14 protein-coding genes, 3 pseudogenes and 1 riboswitch are annotated in these 16596 nt (G+C 70.1%); of the genes and pseudogenes, 7 read left to right on the forward strand and 10 right to left on the reverse strand.

Features of this window, described 5'->3' with window-relative positions:
* A pseudogene (locus BGP03_RS11945) lies at nt 1-235 on the reverse strand (cation acetate symporter); the annotation flags it as partial.
* 519 nt (nt 236-754) lie between these two features.
* A complete protein-coding gene (locus BGP03_RS11950) occupies nt 755-1510 on the reverse strand; it encodes an SDR family oxidoreductase (RefSeq protein ID WP_296377632.1) in 756 nt (251 codons plus the stop codon).
* 87 nt (nt 1511-1597) lie between these two features.
* Here BGP03_RS11950 and BGP03_RS11955 point away from each other — a divergent pair, with 87 nt between their 5' ends.
* A complete protein-coding gene (locus tag BGP03_RS11955; RefSeq protein ID WP_296377634.1) occupies nt 1598-2080 on the forward strand; it encodes an Rrf2 family transcriptional regulator in 483 nt (160 codons plus the stop codon).
* A 6-nt stretch (nt 2081-2086) separates the two neighbouring features.
* Here BGP03_RS11955 and BGP03_RS11960 read toward each other — a convergent pair whose 3' ends face one another.
* The 6 genes from BGP03_RS11960 to benA all read right to left on the reverse strand — a co-directional run bounded on the left by BGP03_RS11960 (nt 2087) and on the right by benA (nt 9989).
* Entirely contained in the window at nt 2087-2218 is a 132-nt protein-coding gene (locus BGP03_RS11960) for a hypothetical protein (protein WP_298800841.1), read from the reverse strand.
* Nucleotides 2219-2695: 477 nt separating this feature from the next.
* Nucleotides 2696-5410 carry a LuxR family transcriptional regulator gene (locus tag BGP03_RS11965; RefSeq protein WP_296377630.1) on the reverse strand — a complete coding sequence of 905 codons (2715 nt, stop codon included), beginning with the start codon at nt 5408-5410 and terminating at the stop codon, nt 2696-2698.
* A 20-nt stretch (nt 5411-5430) separates the two neighbouring features.
* Nucleotides 5431-7815 (reverse strand): benzoate diol dehydrogenase BenD, encoded by a 2385-nt coding sequence (benD, locus tag BGP03_RS11970; RefSeq protein ID WP_298800842.1) that lies wholly within the window; start codon nt 7813-7815, stop codon nt 5431-5433.
* A 56-nt stretch (nt 7816-7871) separates the two neighbouring features.
* Nucleotides 7872-8105 carry a 2Fe-2S iron-sulfur cluster-binding protein gene (locus BGP03_RS11975; RefSeq protein WP_298800843.1) on the reverse strand — a complete coding sequence of 78 codons (234 nt, stop codon included), beginning with the start codon at nt 8103-8105 and terminating at the stop codon, nt 7872-7874.
* A gap of 10 nt (nt 8106-8115) precedes the next feature.
* Entirely contained in the window at nt 8116-8631 is a 516-nt protein-coding gene (gene benB, locus BGP03_RS11980) for a benzoate 1,2-dioxygenase small subunit (RefSeq protein ID WP_298800844.1), read from the reverse strand.
* 5 nt (nt 8632-8636) lie between these two features.
* Nucleotides 8637-9989: a benzoate 1,2-dioxygenase large subunit gene (gene benA, locus BGP03_RS11985; protein ID WP_296377627.1), complete on the reverse strand. Its 1353-nt coding sequence runs from the start codon at nt 9987-9989 to the stop codon at nt 8637-8639.
* Nucleotides 9990-10199: 210 nt separating this feature from the next.
* On the opposite strand from benA, the gene BGP03_RS11990 reads away from it, so the two are divergent.
* The 5 genes from BGP03_RS11990 (at nt 10200) to thiC (ending at nt 15494) form a co-directional block, all read left to right on the forward strand.
* Nucleotides 10200-11120, forward strand: a complete 921-nt coding sequence (locus BGP03_RS11990; RefSeq protein WP_298800845.1) for a LysR substrate-binding domain-containing protein — start codon at nt 10200-10202, stop codon at nt 11118-11120.
* On the forward strand, nt 11117-12217 hold the full coding sequence (locus BGP03_RS11995; RefSeq protein WP_298800846.1) for an enolase C-terminal domain-like protein: 1101 nt from the start codon (nt 11117-11119) through the stop codon (nt 12215-12217). Before BGP03_RS11990 ends, BGP03_RS11995 begins: the two co-directional genes overlap by 4 nt.
* Nucleotides 12218-12243: 26 nt before the next feature.
* Nucleotides 12244-13098 (forward strand): catechol 1,2-dioxygenase, encoded by an 855-nt coding sequence (catA, locus tag BGP03_RS12000; RefSeq protein WP_298800847.1) that lies wholly within the window; start codon nt 12244-12246, stop codon nt 13096-13098.
* Nucleotides 13095-13427, forward strand: coding sequence for a muconolactone Delta-isomerase (catC, locus tag BGP03_RS12005; protein WP_296377623.1), 333 nt, complete (start codon nt 13095-13097; stop codon nt 13425-13427). Before catA ends, catC begins: the two co-directional genes overlap by 4 nt.
* Before the next feature lie 237 nt (nt 13428-13664).
* Nucleotides 13665-13798, forward strand: a riboswitch (TPP riboswitch).
* On the forward strand, nt 13791-15494 hold the full coding sequence (thiC, locus tag BGP03_RS12010) for a phosphomethylpyrimidine synthase ThiC (RefSeq protein WP_298800848.1): 1704 nt from the start codon (nt 13791-13793) through the stop codon (nt 15492-15494). (Overlaps the previous riboswitch by 8 nt.)
* A gap of 94 nt (nt 15495-15588) precedes the next feature.
* On the opposite strand, the pseudogene BGP03_RS12015 reads toward thiC, so the two are convergent.
* A pseudogene (locus BGP03_RS12015) lies at nt 15589-15786 on the reverse strand (IS30 family transposase); the annotation flags it as partial.
* A 124-nt stretch (nt 15787-15910) separates the two neighbouring features.
* On the opposite strand from BGP03_RS12015, the pseudogene BGP03_RS12020 reads away from it, so the two are divergent.
* A pseudogene (locus tag BGP03_RS12020) lies at nt 15911-16057 on the forward strand (hypothetical protein); the annotation flags it as partial.
* A 160-nt stretch (nt 16058-16217) separates the two neighbouring features.
* Here the strand turns inward: BGP03_RS12020 and BGP03_RS12025 are convergent.
* Nucleotides 16218-16430, reverse strand: a complete 213-nt coding sequence (locus BGP03_RS12025; RefSeq protein WP_296377621.1) for a response regulator — start codon at nt 16428-16430, stop codon at nt 16218-16220.
* Between the last annotated feature and the right edge of the window lie 166 nt (nt 16431-16596).

Here is a 16596-nt window from a genome sequence, read left to right on the forward strand (position 1 = left end):
CGACCGCGCCCGCGATCCCCAGGAACGCCGCCGCGGACAGGTAGTCACCGGCCAGCGCCGTGCCGTTCTGGGCGCCGGTGAAGGCACTTCCACCGGTGTAGTAGTCAGCGGCCGACCTGGCCCCCCGACCGGACAGATACACCACGATGACGGCCACCAGCGCGAACACCGCGAACACCGCGATATTGATCGCCGGACTCCCGACGACCGGCGCCTGAGCAAGCTGGACTGTCATAGTCAAACCTCCGCAACCCCGGACAGGGCCCGGACACCCACGTTGCTCGCCTCAACGACTCCCCACCCAGAAGGTCACGAAGCATCTGCCGACCTGACGGCCTTCCTGCCTGCCAGGAGTGTCTCCGGAGTCGGCCGCAGCTGCCCCGGCCAAGAACTGTGCAGGCGCGCTGGAGCAACGAATCGGCCAGCGTCAGTTGCGATCGTGAGGGTCTGGATTGCGGCAGCGAGCTCGGACCTGGGTCCCGCAGCCAACTCGGGTCGACGGCGCGTCGGGATTGACCCCCTGACGACGCTAGAGGGTCAGTCACAGCACGTCGTCGACTGGCGCCGGCGGGTCCGCCGGTTGCAGCAAGCACCTCATCTGATCATCGTGTGGTCCGATCCGGGAACTGCCGCCACATTCGGCCTCGCCGCAGCGGGCGCCGACCTCATCCGACGCTCGGCGGCATCGACACGGTGAACGGTTCGCAGGGTGAACTGACCATGTCCACCCTCTGACCACCACGCGACGTCGAGCTCAGACGCGGGCGGAGCGCTCCGCAAGCCATGCCTCGAAGCCCGTCGGGGCGATGCGGGCCTCGCCGGTCGGAACCAGCTCGTCGTGTTCGAGCACGGCGCCGAAGTACGGGGCGTCAGGGCTGGCCGTGACCGGGCGCTCGTCGTTCTGTGCGGCGAGCACGGGGCGGACGAACTCGGCGAACGGCCGCCGCTCCGGTCCGGCCAGGTCGATGTGGCCGTTGCGCGGTGGCGCGACGGCGACCTCGGCGAGCGTCGCGGAGACGTCGGCCGCGGCGACGGGCTGGAGATCCGCGGTCGGGAGCACGACCGTGCCGTCCTGCCCCGAGCCCGCGGCGATCAGGTCGAGGAACTCGAAGAACTGGGTGGCCCGCACGATCGTGAACGGCACGCCACCGGCACGGATCAACTGCTCCTGCCTGGTCTTCGCCCGCAGGTAGCCGCTGGCGGGAACGCGGTCGGTGCCGACGATCGACAGGGCGACGTGGTGGCCGACACCCGCCACGAGTTCGGCGTTCAGCAGCGTCCGGGTCGAGCGGGTGAAGAAGTCCAGCACAGGGCCGTCCTCGAACGACGGGGAGTTCGTCACGTCCACCACGACCGTCGCGCCCGCCAGCGCCTCGGCCACCCCGGCACCGGTCAGTGTGTTCACCCCGGTCGACGGCGACGCGGGCGCCGCGTCGTGGCCCGCCTCCCGCAACAACGACACCAGTGCCGACCCGATCAACCCGGTTCCACCCACGACGACGATGCGCACGGCCACCACTCCTTAATTCGGATACCTTCTGTCCGAGAAGATACCCGGACAGTACCTGTCCGAGTCAAGTACGCTGTGGCGGTGAAGATGTCCGGTGGTGTCGAGTGGGGTCTGCACTGCTGCGTCGTTCTCAGTGGCGTGAGCGGTTCCCCGGAGCCGGTGTCCGCTGCACGGCTCGCGGAGTTCCATGACGTGTCGCCGACCTACCTGGCCAAGCAGATGCAGCTGCTGTCACGAGCCGGACTCGTGCGCTCGACGCAAGGCCAGGCGGGTGGATACCTGCTCACCCGGCCCGCGACAGAGATCACGGTGCTGCAGGTCGTCGAGGCGATCGACGGTGGGCAGCCCGCCTTCCGCTGCACGGAGGTACGGCAGCGGGGGCCGCTCGCCGCCCCGCCACAGAGCTGTACGGCACCCTGCGGGATCGCCGCGGTCATGGATGCCGCCGATCGGGCCTGGCGGGCGGCGCTCGCAGCGGTCAGCATCGCGGACCTCGCCGCTGATCTGGCCCGGACCGTCGGGGCCGGCACCCTCCCCCGGGTCCGGGAGTGGCTACGGACGGGCGTCTAGCCTCCGTTACCTGCCGCTCGCGGAGGTGCCGTGCCGGGGCGACGACGTCGAGCTCGCGGCGTGATGGGTCCGCAGCAGCATTGCCAGGTCGGCGACGCTGGCGTCACGGGTGGTCAGGAAGGTGTCGGTGCTGGTCACGATGGCTCCGAAGATCCGCAGTACGCTCGATGAATTCGGGCGGCCCCGCTGTCGTGGTGGGGCGCGACTCGCAGGCCCGGCGTCCGGTCCGACCACGGAGTACCTGGGCGCTCGCCGGATCGACGTGGGAGCGTCGGCCGTCCGAATGATCGAGGAGCAACTCACCAGCGGGCCCACTCGGGCCGGGCGCACAGCACTTCGCGGCGAGGGCGGCGTCGGGCAGAGTCGGCAGCCCTACCGCTCCCGCCGGGCCGGCGACATCATCAGCCTCGGTGGTCCGCCATTGCGGTCGACACCGCCTGGTTTGCTTGGTCCGCTGCACGTCCACATAGCCGCGGATGAAGGCGTCGTCATCGAATCACCCACCGACGCCGGCTCGACCCGGCGGTGCCGACTCATGACCGGCCGGGCCGCAGCGAGTTCGCTGGGGACTGATCGTGACCGAACTCCGGGTCATCGTGGGGACGGCGGGCGTGGTCAGCGTCGTGTCGTCACCCTTGCTGCGTGTGCTGCCAGCTCCGTGCGGGACCGCAGGCCCAACTTGGCGTACACCCGAGTGAGGTGGAACTGGACCGTCTTGACCGACAACATCATCTCGGCCGCGACCTCCCTGTTGCTCATCCCCTTGGCCACGAACACGGCCACGGTCCTCTCCTGGTCGGTGAGAGTATCCACAAGGGATCCGCCACCACGGTGTCCCGGACGGCCGGTATTCAGCTCGCGGTCGCACCGTTCGACGTAGACCTGCGCGCCGAGCTCGACGAACAGCTGGCGGGCGGCCCTGAGCAGGTCGGCGGCGTCCCGACGTCGACCGGCACGACGCAGGGTGATCCCATGGGCGAAGTCGACGCGGGCACGGTCGTAGGGCAGGGGCAGGCGCTCGAGCCGCGCGCGGGCGCGGGTGAACGACTCCTCGGCCCCCCCGAGATCGCCGCGGGCGGCCAGCAACCGACCGCGGACGGACCCGAGCCGGGCGGACACCGAACCGTGTCCCCGCCGCGTCGCGGTCGACTCCAGCGGCGTGAGGAACTCGTCGGCCTCGGCCAGGCGATCGACGAGGACGAGCGCGTTGGCGTAGAGATCGTGCCAGGGCCAGAACCCCGGCTCGTCGATGCCGCCACGCGGACCGCGCGCGACGAGCGGAGCAAGGTGCCGGATGACGCCGCCGTAGTCCGATGCCGCCTCCGCCACGTAGGCACGGGCCAACAGAGCCGGAACGGTCATCACCGTGTAGTCGTGGTCGGCGGCACCGCCCAGGCGGAGGTGGCGCTCGGTGGCGTCGCGTTCACCACGCAGCGAGTGGATCTGGGCACCGGTCCAGTGCACGATGGGTCGCAGCAGCTCCAGACCGGTGGCGCCGAGGAGGATCTCGGCTCGGTCCACCGCCTCGAGCGCTCCCGCCCAGTCCCCGAGCGCGAACCGTGCACGAGCGAGCCAGGCCAGGGCCCACAGCGAGATCCGGTTCGACCCGGTCTGCGCGGCGTGCGGTGCCGCGAACTCCAGCTCCCGGCGGGCCGCCTGCGGATCGTCCTGGGAGAGGTGCAACCAGCCGAGGCCCATCCGCACCCGTTGATGCTGCGGCCCGGTCGGGCTCTCCTCGATCGCCTGCCGATAGGCGGTGAACGCCTCGGCGATCTCGCCGCGCGCCGCGTGTCCGAGCCCGACGATCGCCCGCGACTCGACCGCTGCCGGGGACCCGGGCGCGGCGTGCTCGACCGCGCGCCCTGCCCAACGCACCAGCTCGTGACCGTCCCATTCGGCCAGCGAGTGCAGGACGCGCCGCTGGCAGACCACGGCCGCGTCCTCGCGATCGTCGCCCCGGAGTCGCCAGGCGGCGTCGAGGTACGAGGCTGCCTCGGCCCGGCGTCCACGTTGCACCGCGACATAGGCCAGCACCGCGTTCCGGCGGGATCCGGAGGGAAGGGCCTCCACCTCGGGCAAGGCGTCGACGGCCTGCCCGAGGAGGCCCGCGCCCGCCAGTGCGTCTACGGCCTGGATCAGCCGATCAGCGCGGTCGGCCCTGGTCGCGCTGATCCGGCTCGCGTCGATCAGCGCGCCCGCAACAACGGCCCACGCGCCGTCCTCGGCCTTGCGCTCGGCGAGAGCGACCAGTTCTGCAGCGAGATCGGGGTCGGGCAGTGGCGCGGCCTCGACGCGATGCCGCAGCCGCTCCGTGTCGTCGCTGACGATGCCGGCCGCCCGCAGGTGCAGGTCGTGCCGGCGGGCTGGTGTGAGTGAGGCGTGGACGGCGCCGCGGACGAACCGGCCGGGGAAGGTGAGCGCGTCGAGCCCGTGCCCCGCGGCGGGCTCGAGCAGCCCTGCAGCGTGAGCCTCGTCAAGGGCAGCGATCGGGTCCGGGACCTCGCCGAGCGCGGACGCGTCGGCGAGCACGGGATCGGCGCCGAGCACCGCTGATGCCTCGACGAGTGCCCGCGCGCCCGGCGTGCAGGCATCCAGAGCCGCCTGCACCCGGCTCTGCACCGACGTCGGCGCCGGTAACCGGGTCTGCCAGTCCGACCAGCGGACGGGTGGCGTGTCGCGAAGGATCTCCAGCAGGTGGCGCGGTAGCCCTCCCGCGTGTTCGTTGAGACGCCGGGCGACCGGCATCGGCAGGTCGATATCCGCCACCCGGGCGGCGAGCAGGCGCGTCTGCTCGGCGGTCAGCGCCGCCACCCGGATGTGGACCGCCGGAAGCCGGTCGAGCGTATCGGCCACTTCGGGAGCGGCGACGGCGTCCGACCGCACGAGCAGGAGCAGCAGGCACGAGCCGTCGATCCGGGCTACCGCGGACGCGATGGCCCGGATCGAGACCACGTCGGAGTGGTGGGCGTCGTCGATGACGACGAGCAAGGGTTCCGCGGTGGTCCAGCGCCGGCACAGCAGCGATCCGAGCTCGATCGGGCCGGCCGCGCCCTGCGCCCCGCGGGGGCCCAGCAGCCGGTCGACCAGCGCCCCGTCGACAGCGCCCTCCCAGGGCAATCCGCTGACCATCGTCGCCCGAACGGAGTCGTGCCGTCGGCGGAAATGCCGCAGCAGCGTCGTCTTCCCGACGCCTGCCGGACCGTCGACAACCGCGACCACCGGCACCCCCGAGCTCGCCAGCTCGAGGAGTGCGTCGAGCCTGACAAGCTCGGTCGCCGACCCGACGAAGTGCACGTCGTCGTCCGGATGGTCGTCGGAGGCCGGATGCACGCCACCCACCGTAGAGCGGATCAGCCCAGATCCCCACCGGCCACCGGCAGTACCGTGCCGGTCACGTAGGAGGCCTCGTCGGAGGCGAGGAACAAGATCGCTGCTGCCTGCTCGTCGAGCGTGCCGTAGCGCCCGAGCAACGAGGAGTCGAGCGTCTGGTCGACGTGAGTCTGGAACCAGGCCCGCTCCTGATCGCTGCGGGCCTCCGGGGTACCACGGGAGATCCGCCGCGGCGGTGCCTCGGTTCCCCCCGGGGCCGTGGCGACGACCCGGATCCCCGCGTCCGCGTACTCCAGGGCGAGCGATGCGGTGATCGCGTTGATCCCGCCCTTGGCCGCCGAGTACGGGATGCGGTGCACTCCGCGGGTTGCAGCGGACGAGACGTTGACGATCACCCCGCTGGAGCGCTCGACCATCCCGGGCAGTACAGCGCGGCAGCACCACAGGGTGGGCATCAGAGACCGCTGGATCTCCGCGTTGATCTCGTTCTCGGTGAACTCGACGAAGGGCTTGAAATGGATCGCACCGCCGACGTTGTTCACGAGGACGTCGATCCGGCCCTGCCACGCCTGTGCCTCCCGCACAGCGGCCGCGGTCCCGCCCCACTGCTCCAGGTCGGCCTCGACGGCAAGTGTCTTGACGCCGTCCGCGAGCAGTCCGTCGGCCACCTCGTGGACCAGCGGGGACCTGTCGATCAGCACGAGCTGCCCGCCCTCGGCGGCGGCACGCTCCGCGACCGTGCGGCCGATCCCCTGCGCGGCGCCAGTCACGACGACAACCTTGCCGGTGAAGCGGCCGGGGGTGACGAACCGCGGGCGGCGTCGGGCGGTGTTCTCCGCCATCGCCCGGCGGGTGGTCTCCGTGGACCGGTCGGCGTGGTCGGCGACCAGATGCCGGGCGCGTTCGCGGTCCCCGGCCTCGATCGCGTCGACGATGTCGAGGTGGTCCTGCGTGCACAGCGGGTGGCACCAGGTGGCGGTGCGCAGCGACTGCTCCATGTGCCCCCGCACCCCCAGCGCCCCGTACGTCTGCGACAGGTGCTGGTTGCGGGTCAACGTGAACAGGTAGTCGTGGAAAGCGCCGTTGGTCTCGGTGTAGCCGGCCGCGTCGACGAAGCGGTCCCCCTCCACATACGGGACAGTGGCCTCGGCCAGCAACCGGTAGCCGTTGATCTGACCTGGGGTGAGCCGCCCGATCACCAGCTCGAGCGCCCCGAGCTCCAGTGCCCGACGGGCGTCGAAGATCGCGTCCGACTCGTGGACGGACGGGTGCTCCTCGCCGATCTCGTAGCCGTCGGTGCCGACGGTGCCGGCCGGCAACGGGGCCGGCGCCGGCGCGGCGACCGGTTCCAGGCCGGACGCGGGGAACACCCCCTGGCCCACCAGGTGGCGCCCGGCGACGACGATCAGCTCGCCGCTGTCCGCGTCCAGCTCAGCGGGTCCCGCACCGGCGAGATCGGACGACGCTCCGAGAAGCTCGCGCCCGAATATGCCGCGGGCCGACTCGGCGTCACGTGCGTTCGACGCGTACAGCGGCGTGAGCCCGATCAGCGGTGCGAGCACCTGACCGGTGATCGCACGCCCCTCGCCCGCGAGCACGAGCAGCTGCTCCCCGTCTCCACCACTCGCGGCGACGGGGGCCGGCTCGGGCTCCGCGCCGTCCTCGTCGGACTCGCGCTCCCCGTCGGTCGCAGCAGCCAGGGCGAACTTCTCGTAGAAGAAGCCGCCGGGTGACATGCCCTGGTCGAAGAAGTGGCTGCGCACCCCGTCGACCATCGCCGGCGGACCGCACAGGTACACCGCGGCCGTGCCGTCGTGCAGGTGCTCCGGCTCGATCAGCGAGGTCACGTAGCCCTGGTGTGGGGCGGTGGTGTCCTTGTCCGCGACGCAGTGGGCCCATGTCATGCCCGGGATCGACGCCGCCAGCACCTCGATGGTGTCGGTCTCGACGACGTCATCGTCGGTCGTGGCCCCGTAGAGCAGGTGGATCGGCCGCTTGCTCTGCTGCGCGCCCAGGGTCCGCAGGATGGCCAGGATCGGGGCGAGCCCGGTGCCGCCGGCGAGCAGGAGCAGCGGATCCGATGCCTCGCGGAGGAAGAAGCTGCCGTGCGGGCCGGTGAAGGAGATCTCGTCACCGACCTCGGCGCGCTCGTCGAGGTAGGTGGACATGACGCCACCGGGCGTGATCTTGACCAGGAACGTCAGCGCCTCGCCGTCGGGGGCGTTGCTGAAGGAGTACGAACGCGACTCCTCGGTGCCCGGCACCGCGATGTTGACGTACTGGCCGGGGAGAAAAGCGAGCTTCTCCCGGTCGAAGATCTCCACGGTCAACGCCACGGTGGTGGGCGAGAGCCGGTCCACGCCGGTGACGGTGCCGCGGTGGGTGGCGGCGCTGGTCTTGGCCACCGCCGAGGTACACGCAATCTGCAGTGCCAGATCCGACCTCGGCTTCATCTGGCAGGTCAGGACGTAGCCGTCCTGCTCCTCGTCGCCGACAGCGCGTCGGGCAGGTAGGAGCCGCCGTCGAACTCCCCCGAGTCGCAGAACGCCTTGCACGTCCCGCAGACCCCGTCACGGCAGTCCATCGGGATGTTGATCCGCGCGCGGTAGGACGCGTCGGCGACGGTCTGTCCCTCGGCGACGGTGATGAACCGGGTGACGCCGTCCTCGAACGCGAGCGCAACGTGATGAGACATCGTCGTCCCTTCAGAAGTGATAGACGTCGACCACGTGGTGGATGTAGTCGTTCTTCAGCACCACGGTCTTGCGGCGGATCAGTGGGGAGTCGCCGGAGAAGTCGATCGTGTAGAACGACGTGCCGTAGTACGGGTCGATCGTCTTGTAGCGGAAGTACATGGTGTGCCAGTTGAAGCGCACGTCCACGAGGTCGCCGCGGCGCTCTATCACCTCGACGTTGCTGATGTTGTGGCTGGTCCGGGGCTCGGGCAGCGAGGTGGCGCTGGAGCGCTCGGTGCGGATGCGGAAGACCCGGTCCTCGAGCCCACCCTTGTTGTCGTAGTAGATCAGCGAGACGTCGCGCTGCGGGTCCTCGATGAGCCGGTCGGCGTCGTCCCAGCAGGGCATCCAGTACACGACGTCGTCGGCATAGCAGTCGAGCCACTGCTCGAACTCGCGGTCGTCGAGGTGGCGGGCCTCGCGGTAGAGGAACTGCTCGATGGCGTTCTGCGTGATCAGGGTCGAGCTGCGTTCGGTGGTGGTCATCGGGATCAGGCCTCCCGCTTGTCGATCGCGGCCTGCAGGGTCTTCTGCCAGTAGCCGTGCTGTACGGGGAACAGTCCCTCGTCCTCGTTGCGCTGTCCGGCCGAGACGACCCCGTCCATGCCCAGGGAGGTGGCGACCTCGTCGGGCCCGCTGAGCCAGTGCTCGGCGCCGCGGCTCATGTCGTTCCACGGTGCCGCGCCGGCGCGGAAGGTGAGCTGGCAGGAGCGGAACTCCTCCAGGTCGTCGGGGGTGGCCATGCCGGAGGCGTTGAAGAAGTCCTCGTACTGGCGGATGCGGTGCGTCCGCGCCGCGTTGCTCTCGCCCTTCGGGGCGATGCAGTAGATGGTGACCTCGGTCCTGTCCGGCGCGATCGGGCGGAACTGCCGGATCTGCGTGGAGAACTGGTCCATCAGGTACACGTTGGGATAGAGGCAGAGGTTGCGGGAGCCCTTCACCATGAACTCGCCGGTGGCGTCCCCGAACTGCTCCTTGAGCTCGTCCATCTTGTCCCACAGCGGTCGGTCCTGCGGGTTGGCCGCCCACGTCCACAGGCACAGGTGCCCGTTGGGGTAGGACCAGTAGCCGCCGCCGGTCTTGCCCCAGCCGCCGGCGTCGAGCGCCTTGGTCTGGTTCTTCGACTCGCCGGTGCCGCGCCGGGAGGTGGTGGCCGCGTAGTTCCAGTGTGTCGCGCTGACGTGGTAGCCGTCGGCGCCGTTCTCCGCCTGCACCTTCCAGTTGCCGTCGAAGGTGTAGGTGGAGCTGCCGCGCAGCACCTCCAGGCCGTCGGGCGACTGGTCCACCAGCATGTCGATCACGACCGTGGTGTCGCCCAGGTGCTCGGCGAGCGTGCTCACGTCGGGGTTCAGGCTGGCGAACAGGAAGCCGCGGTAGGAGTCGAAGCGGGCGACGTGGGTGAGGTCGTGCGAGCCGTTGACGTCGAACGTGGCGGGGTAGCCGGCTCCGTCGGGGTCCTTGACCTTGAGCAGCTTTCCGTCGTTGCGGAACGTCCACCCGTGGAACGGACATGTCAGCGTGGGCCGGTTGTCGGTCTTCCGGCGGCACAGCATCGCCCCGCGGTGCGCGCACGCGTTGATCATGCAGTGCAGCTCGCCGTCCTTGTCCCGCGTGATGACGACGGGCTGCCGGCCGATATAGGTGGTCAAGTAGTCGCCGGGGTTCGCGATCTGGCTGTCGTGCGCCAGGTAGATCCAGTTCCCCTCGAAGATGTGGGCCATCTCGAGTTCGAAGATCTCCTCGTCGGTGAAGATCCGACGATTGGCGCGGTAGACACCTGCTTCCGGATCGTCGATGACGGCGTCGGCGAGGACGTCGCTGACATGGGAGACATCGAGGGTCATGGAGGACCTCCGGTCGATTCGGCGGTGAGTCGAGTTCGGTTGCCTCACTCTCCTGACCGGACATCCAGCACCGCGCCAGGTGTATGCCTAGTCCTGACCTAGGCATTTTTCAGACTTCGTGGATCTGAATCAAGCCGGACTAGGTCTTTGTGGATGCATGGTCTACCCCCTACCGTGGTGCACCTCGGTACCCGACGAAGGGAGGAGCACGTGGAGATCCGCCAGCTCCGCTACTTCGTGACCGTGGCACAAACCCGCCACTTCGGGCAGGCAGCAGAGCGCCTGCACATGGCGCAGTCGCCGCTCTCGCAGGCGATCCGGCAGCTCGAGTCGCAGGTGGGCGCCGCATTGTTCGTCCGCACCACCCGCCGGGTCGACCTCACTCCCGCCGGCGAGGCGCTCCTCCGTGACGCCCTCCGGATCCTGGAGTCCGTGGACGCCGCCCAGGGGCGGGTCCGGCTGATCGGGGAGGGCAGCAGCGGGCTCGTCCGCGTCGGGGCGACGGGGCTGGCGGCATTCCGCCACCTCCCACAGCTCGCCCGGATCGCCGCGCGCGAGCTGCCCGGCCTCGTGCTGCGCTACGTGCCCGACCTCCTGACGCCGGCCCAGGAGCGCGCGCTCGAGGAGGACCGGATCGACCTGGCCGTGCTGCGGCCCCCGTTGCGCGGTGACGGACTGGAGTCCCGGCTGATCGCCCGGGAACGAGTGGTGCTCGCCGTCCCGACGACCCATCACCTCGTCGGGGACGAGCCGGTGGCGCTCGCCGAGCTCCGCGAGGAGGACTTCGTGGTCTACGGCGCCCGCGACTCCGTCGTCGACGCCGCGATCACGCAGGCCTGCTTCGCCGCGGGGTTCCTGCCGCGGCGCGCCCACGAGGTGGCCGAGACCTCGATCATGCTGACGCTCGTGGCCGCCGGCCTCGGTGTGGCCCTGCTGCCCGAGTCGGTGCTCGCCCTGCGCATCGACGGCGTCCGCTACGTGCCGGTCGCCGACGACATCCACATCGATCTCGCCCTCGCCTGGCGCCGCGACGACGCCTCTCCGGTGCTCGCGCGGCTCGTGGAGGCGTTGGAGGCCAACGGGTTCGTGCCGCCGGTGCGCCTCGATGTTCCCACCGGAGGTACCCCGTGAAGATCGTCAGGATCGAGGCGATCCCGTTCGCCATCCCGTACAAGAAGCCGCTGCGCTTCGCCAGCGGCGAGGTGCACACCGCCGAGCACGTCCTCGTGCGGGTGCACAGCGACGACGGCCTCGTCGGCGTCGCCGAGGCCCCGCCACGGCCCTTCACCTACGGCGAGACCCAGGAGTCGATCATCGCGGTGATCGAGAAGATCTTCGCGCCCGAGCTCGTGGGCCTCTCCCTGCTGGAACGCGAGGTCATGCACGCCCGCATGGACCGCACCGTCGGCAACCCGGCGGCGAAGGCCGCGGTCGACATGGCGGTCTGGGACGTGCTGGGCCGCACGCTGGAGGTGCCCGTCACGCAGCTCCTGGGTGGCTTCACCGACCGGATGACCGTGTCCCACATGGTCGGCTTCGCCCCCGACGACGTGATGGTCGCCGAGGCCGAGCGGATCCGCGACACCTACGGCATCCGGGTGTTCAAGGTGAAGGTCGGGCGCCGCCCCATCGCTCTCGACGTCGGCGCCTGCCGGGCTCTGCGCACCGCGCTCGGCCCGGACATCGAGCTCTACGTCGACGGCAACCGCGGCTGGTCACCCTCCGAGGCGGCCCGCGCGCTGCACGCCATGGCCGATCTCGACCTCACCCTCGCCGAGGAGCTCTGCCCCGCCGACGACGTGCTCGGCCGCCGCTGGCTGGTCTCGCAGACCACTGTGCCGACCGTCGCCGACGAGAGCGCCACCACGCCCGGCGAGGTCACCCGGGAGCTACTGGGCGGCTCCGCCACCATGATCAGCATCAAGACGGCCCGCACCGGGTTCTCGACGTCGCAACGGATCCTGCACCAGTGCGAGGGCATGGGCGTCGAGGTGGTCATGGGCAACCAGATCGACGGCCAGCTCGGCACCGCGTGCAGCGTCACGTTCGGCGCCGCCCACCGGCTCACCTCCCGGCGCGCCGGTGAGCTCTCCAACTTCCTCGACATGCGCGACGACCTGCTCACCGAACCGCTGGAGATCTCCGGCGGCGAGCTGGCCGTCCGCCCCGGTCCCGGGATCGGCGTGGCCGTCGATCCCGACAAGCTCGCGCACTACCGAACCGATTGATCAACCCGACACTGGAGTCCACCACCATGACCACCACAGAAGAAGCGACCGCCACCGCCGCCGCCTCCGGCCGCTCCGCCACCGAGGCCTTCACGCAGAAGGCCCGCACCGGCGGTCCCGTCGACCACGCCCGTGTGGGCGCCATCGCGACCGACGCGCTGGCCGCCCTGCACGACGTGATCCGCAAGCACCAGGTCACCTACGACGAGTACGACGCCCTCAAGGCGTGGCTGATCCGCGTCGGCGACGACGGCGAGTGGCCGCTGTTCCTCGACGTCTTCGTCGAGCACGTGGTCGAGGAGGTCGCCAACGCCGACCGTCTGGGTGCGATCGGCACCATCGAGGGCCCGTACTACAAGCCGGGTGCCCCGGAGTCCGTCAGCGAGCAGACGCTGCCGATGCGCGACGGCGAGGCCGGCACGCCGTTCCTGTTCCAGGGCACCGTCACCGACCTCGACGGCGCCCCGCTCGACGGCGCCCTGGTGGAGCTGTGGCACGCCGACGACGCCGGCTACTACTCGCAGTTCGCCCCCGGCATCCCCGAGTGGAACCTGCGCGGCCAGATCCGCACCGCCGCCGACGGCCGCTTCACCTTCCACACGATCCAGCCCGCGCCGTACCAGATCCCGACCGACGGCTCCACCGGCGCGTTCGTCGACGCGGCCGGCTGGCACCCGTGGCGGCCCGCGCACCTGCACCTGAAGGTGTCGGCGCCCGGTAAGCAGCTCGTCACCACCCAGCTCTACTTCGACGGCGGCGACTACGTCGCCGACGACGTCGCCCAGGCCGTCAAGCCCGAACTCGTACTGCACCCGACCCCCGCCACGTCGGGCACCGGCAACGAGGTGACCTACGACTTCCCCCTGGACCCCGTGGCATGACCGAGCTCTTCGCCGTGCGGATGGACGTCGCGCTCCCGCCGGACATGGATCCGGCGGAGCGCGACGCCCTCCTCGCCCGCGAGAAGGCCTACTCCCAGCAGTGGCAGCGCTCCGGGCACTGGCCACAGATCTACCGCTGCGTCGGCGAGTACGCGAACCTCAGCATCTTCGCCGTCGAGGGCAACGAACAACTCCACGAGATCCTCTGGGGCCTTCCGCTCTTTCCCTACATGACGATGGCGATCACGCCCCTCGCCCGGCATCCGTCGGACATCTCCCCCGGGCGAAACCCCGTCGACGACCTCGTTCCCGGGGAAGCAGGGTTGTGACCTGCCCGAACGAGCCCGTCCCCGCTGTTGCTCGGTGCGGTGCGACCCGGGAGTGCCGGCCGACAGGGCTGTGAGCGGTCTCCGCGTGATCCGGGTGCGGTGATCAATCAGACGGCGTCCACTCGACGCGGGTGCTGAGCCGGGCTGCGCACCGTGCGGCGCGTAGGTGCTGCGGGCCGGGCCCGCGGTTGATAGTGTCTTCGTGCACGAAGGTCGAGCACATTGTCTGGGCGACATCTTCGTAACCACGGGAGCTCGCGCGTGAGCGGGCTGAGAGGGCGGCTTTTCCCTCCTACGACGAGGGAGCGGCGCCGCCGACCGACTGAACCTGTCCGGGTAATGCCGGCGTAGGGAGGAACAGCCATGACGGCGCTGCACGATCGTACGGTCGAACCCCAGGTCACGACGGGCCCGATCCGGGGCTCGCACAAGGTGTACATCGACGGGCCCGACGGCCTGCGGGTGCCGGTCCGACGGGTCGAGCTCAGCAACGGCGAGCACCACGACGTCTACGACACCTCCGGCCCGTACACCGACGAGAACGCCCACATCGATCTGCGCGCCGGACTGCCCGCGGTCCGCGCGGACTGGATCGCTGCACGGGAACCGGTCAACGGCGCGGTCACCCAGCTGGCCCACGCCCGTGCCGGGATCGTCACCCCGGAGATGCGGTTCATCGCCATCCGAGAAGGCGTGGACGTCGAGCTGGTCCGCTCCGAGGTGGCCATCGGGCGGGCGGTGATCCCGGCCAACCGCAACCACCCCGAGTCCGAACCGATGATCATCGGCAAGAAGTTCCTCGTGAAGATCAACGCGAACATCGGCAACTCCGCGGTGACCTCGTCGATCGCCGAGGAGGTGGACAAGATGGTGTGGGCGACCCGGTGGGGCGCCGACAACGTGATGGACCTGTCCACCGGCCGCAACATCCACGACACGCGTGAGTGGATCATCCGCAACTCGCCGGTCCCGATCGGGACGGTGCCGATCTACCAGGCGCTGGAGAAGGTCGACAGCGACCCGGCGAAGCTGTCCTGGGAGATCTACCGCGACACCGTGATCGAGCAGTGCGAGCAGGGCGTCGACTACATGACGGTGCACGCCGGCGTGCTGCTGCGCTACGTGCCGCTGACGGCGAAGCGGCTCACCGGGATCGTCTCCCGCGGTGGGTCGATCATGGCGGCGTGGTGCCTGGCCCACCACCGGGAGTCGTTCCTCTACACGCACTTCGAGGAGCTGTGCGACATCCTGCGCACCTACGACGTCACGTTCTCCCTCGGGGACGGGCTGCGGCCGGGGTCGATCAACGACGCCAACGACGACGCCCAGCTCGCGGAGCTGAGGACCCTCGGCGAGCTCACGCAGATGGCCCGCGCCCATGACGTGCAGGTGATGATCGAGGGCCCCGGCCACATCCCGATGCACAAGATCGAGGAGAACGTGCGGCTGGAGGAGCAGTGGTGCGACGAGGCGCCGTTCTACACCCTCGGCCCGCTGGCCACCGACATCGCGCCGGGTTACGACCACATCACCTCCGCGATCGGCGCGGCGACGATCGCCAAGGCCGGCACCGCGATGCTCTGCTACGTCACCCCCAAGGAGCACCTGGGCCTGCCCAACAGGGACGACGTCAAGACCGGCGTGATCACCTACAAGATCGCGGCCCACGCCGCGGACCTGGCCAAGGAACACCCGCGCGCGCAGTCCCGGGACGACGCGCTGAGCCAAGCACGCTTCGAGTTCCGCTGGCTCGACCAGTTCCACCTCTCCCTCGACCCGGACACAGCGCTCGCCTTCCACGACCAGACCCTGCCCGCCGAGCCGGCCAAGACAGCGCACTTCTGCTCCATGTGCGGGCCCAAGTTCTGCTCGATGAAGATCACCCAGGACGTCCGGGACTACGCCGAAGAACACGGCTTCACCAGCGTCGAGGCCATCGAAGCAGGAATGGACGAGAAGTCCACCGAGTTCACCGACCACGGCAGCCGGGTCTACCTCCCCATCACCGACCAACAAACACCCGGCCACGCACCCCGGAAGTCCGAGCGGGACTGGATGTCCCGTTGACGATCGCCGAAGGCCTGCCCGCTGCGCCGCTCAACGGCCTCCTCAGACAGGATCGGTTGTTGAGCGGTCGGGCGACCGCACGGAGGTCGGCGGCGGTGTAGCCGGACAGGTCGGTGTGCTTGGGGAAGTACCGGCGCAGCAGCCCATTCATGTTCTCGTTGGAGCCGCGCTGCCAGGGCGAGTGCGGGTCGCGGAACTAGATGTCGAAGCCGGTCGCGGCGCTGGTCTGGGCGTGCATGGACATCTCCCGGCCCTGGTCCCAGGTCAGCGTCCGGCGCATCGCGGCCGGCAGGTGCGCGGTCTGGGCGATGAGCGCGTCGCGCATCTGCGGCGCCTTGTGCCCTCGGGGCAGGTGGATCAGCACGACGAAGCGGGTGACCCGGGCCAGGTCCTGACCCGCACGCGGATCCTCGAACGTCGTGGACCAGAACGTGCTCTACCTGCGACGCAAGGTCGACCGACCGTTCGACGTGGAGCAGTTCGAGACCGTCCGCGGGTCCGGCTACCCCCCTGCGGACCGAGCCGGTCGCGGTCAGCTCGGCATGATGGCCAGTGGCGCATGAACAGCTCGAGCAGCACGAACTCCCTGCTGGAGAGCTCCAGCCCGACGGCACCCCGCCACGCCCGCCGGGTGGCGGGTCCAGCCGCAGATCCGGGGTCTGCAACTGGGTCGGGCACTCCGCCGCGCCACGGCGGATCGACGCCCGGACCCGTGCGGCGAGCTCAGCGAAAGCTGAACGGCTTGGCCAGGTAGTCGTCGGCGCCGGCGTCCAGGCCCCGCACGCGGTCCTCGATCGCGTCCCGCACGGTGAGCATCAGGACCGGCGGCCGGCGGCCGGCGCTGCGCAGCTCACGGCACACCTGCACCCCGTCAATCGCGGGCAGCATCAGGTCCACCAGCTCCGCGTCGTAGTCGAACTCCCGGGCCTGCCACACCGCGTCCGGACCGGTCCGGCCACGTCCACCGCGTAGCCGTCCTCCTCCAGACCGCGCTTCAGCGATGCCGCCACCCCCAGCCCGTCCTCGACCGGCAGTACCCGCACGCGGCTGACCGTAGTCGCCACCGATGGGACCGTCATGCGAGCAAATTTGCATTTTACTA

Origin of the sequence: Pseudonocardia sp. 73-21 (assembly GCF_001899645.1) — a bacterium.
GTDB lineage: Bacteria > Actinomycetota > Actinomycetes > Mycobacteriales > Pseudonocardiaceae > Pseudonocardia.

Excerpts from the sequence above, each read along its gene's own strand:
- benB (WP_298800844.1), bottom strand. The coding sequence starts at position 8,631 with ATGACCACCACCGAACGCAGCTCGACCCTGATCACGCAGAACGCCATC.
- BGP03_RS11975 (WP_298800843.1), bottom strand. The coding sequence starts at position 8,105 with ATGTCTCATCACGTTGCGCTCGCGTTCGAGGACGGCGTCACCCGGTTC.
- BGP03_RS11955 (WP_296377634.1), top strand. The coding sequence starts at position 1,598 with ATGTCCGGTGGTGTCGAGTGGGGTCTGCACTGCTGCGTCGTTCTCAGT.
- thiC (WP_298800848.1), top strand. The coding sequence starts at position 13,791 with ATGACGGCGCTGCACGATCGTACGGTCGAACCCCAGGTCACGACGGGC.
- catA (WP_298800847.1), top strand. The coding sequence starts at position 12,244 with ATGACCACCACAGAAGAAGCGACCGCCACCGCCGCCGCCTCCGGCCGC.
- benA (WP_296377627.1), bottom strand. The coding sequence starts at position 9,989 with ATGACCCTCGATGTCTCCCATGTCAGCGACGTCCTCGCCGACGCCGTC.
- catC (WP_296377623.1), top strand. The coding sequence starts at position 13,095 with ATGACCGAGCTCTTCGCCGTGCGGATGGACGTCGCGCTCCCGCCGGAC.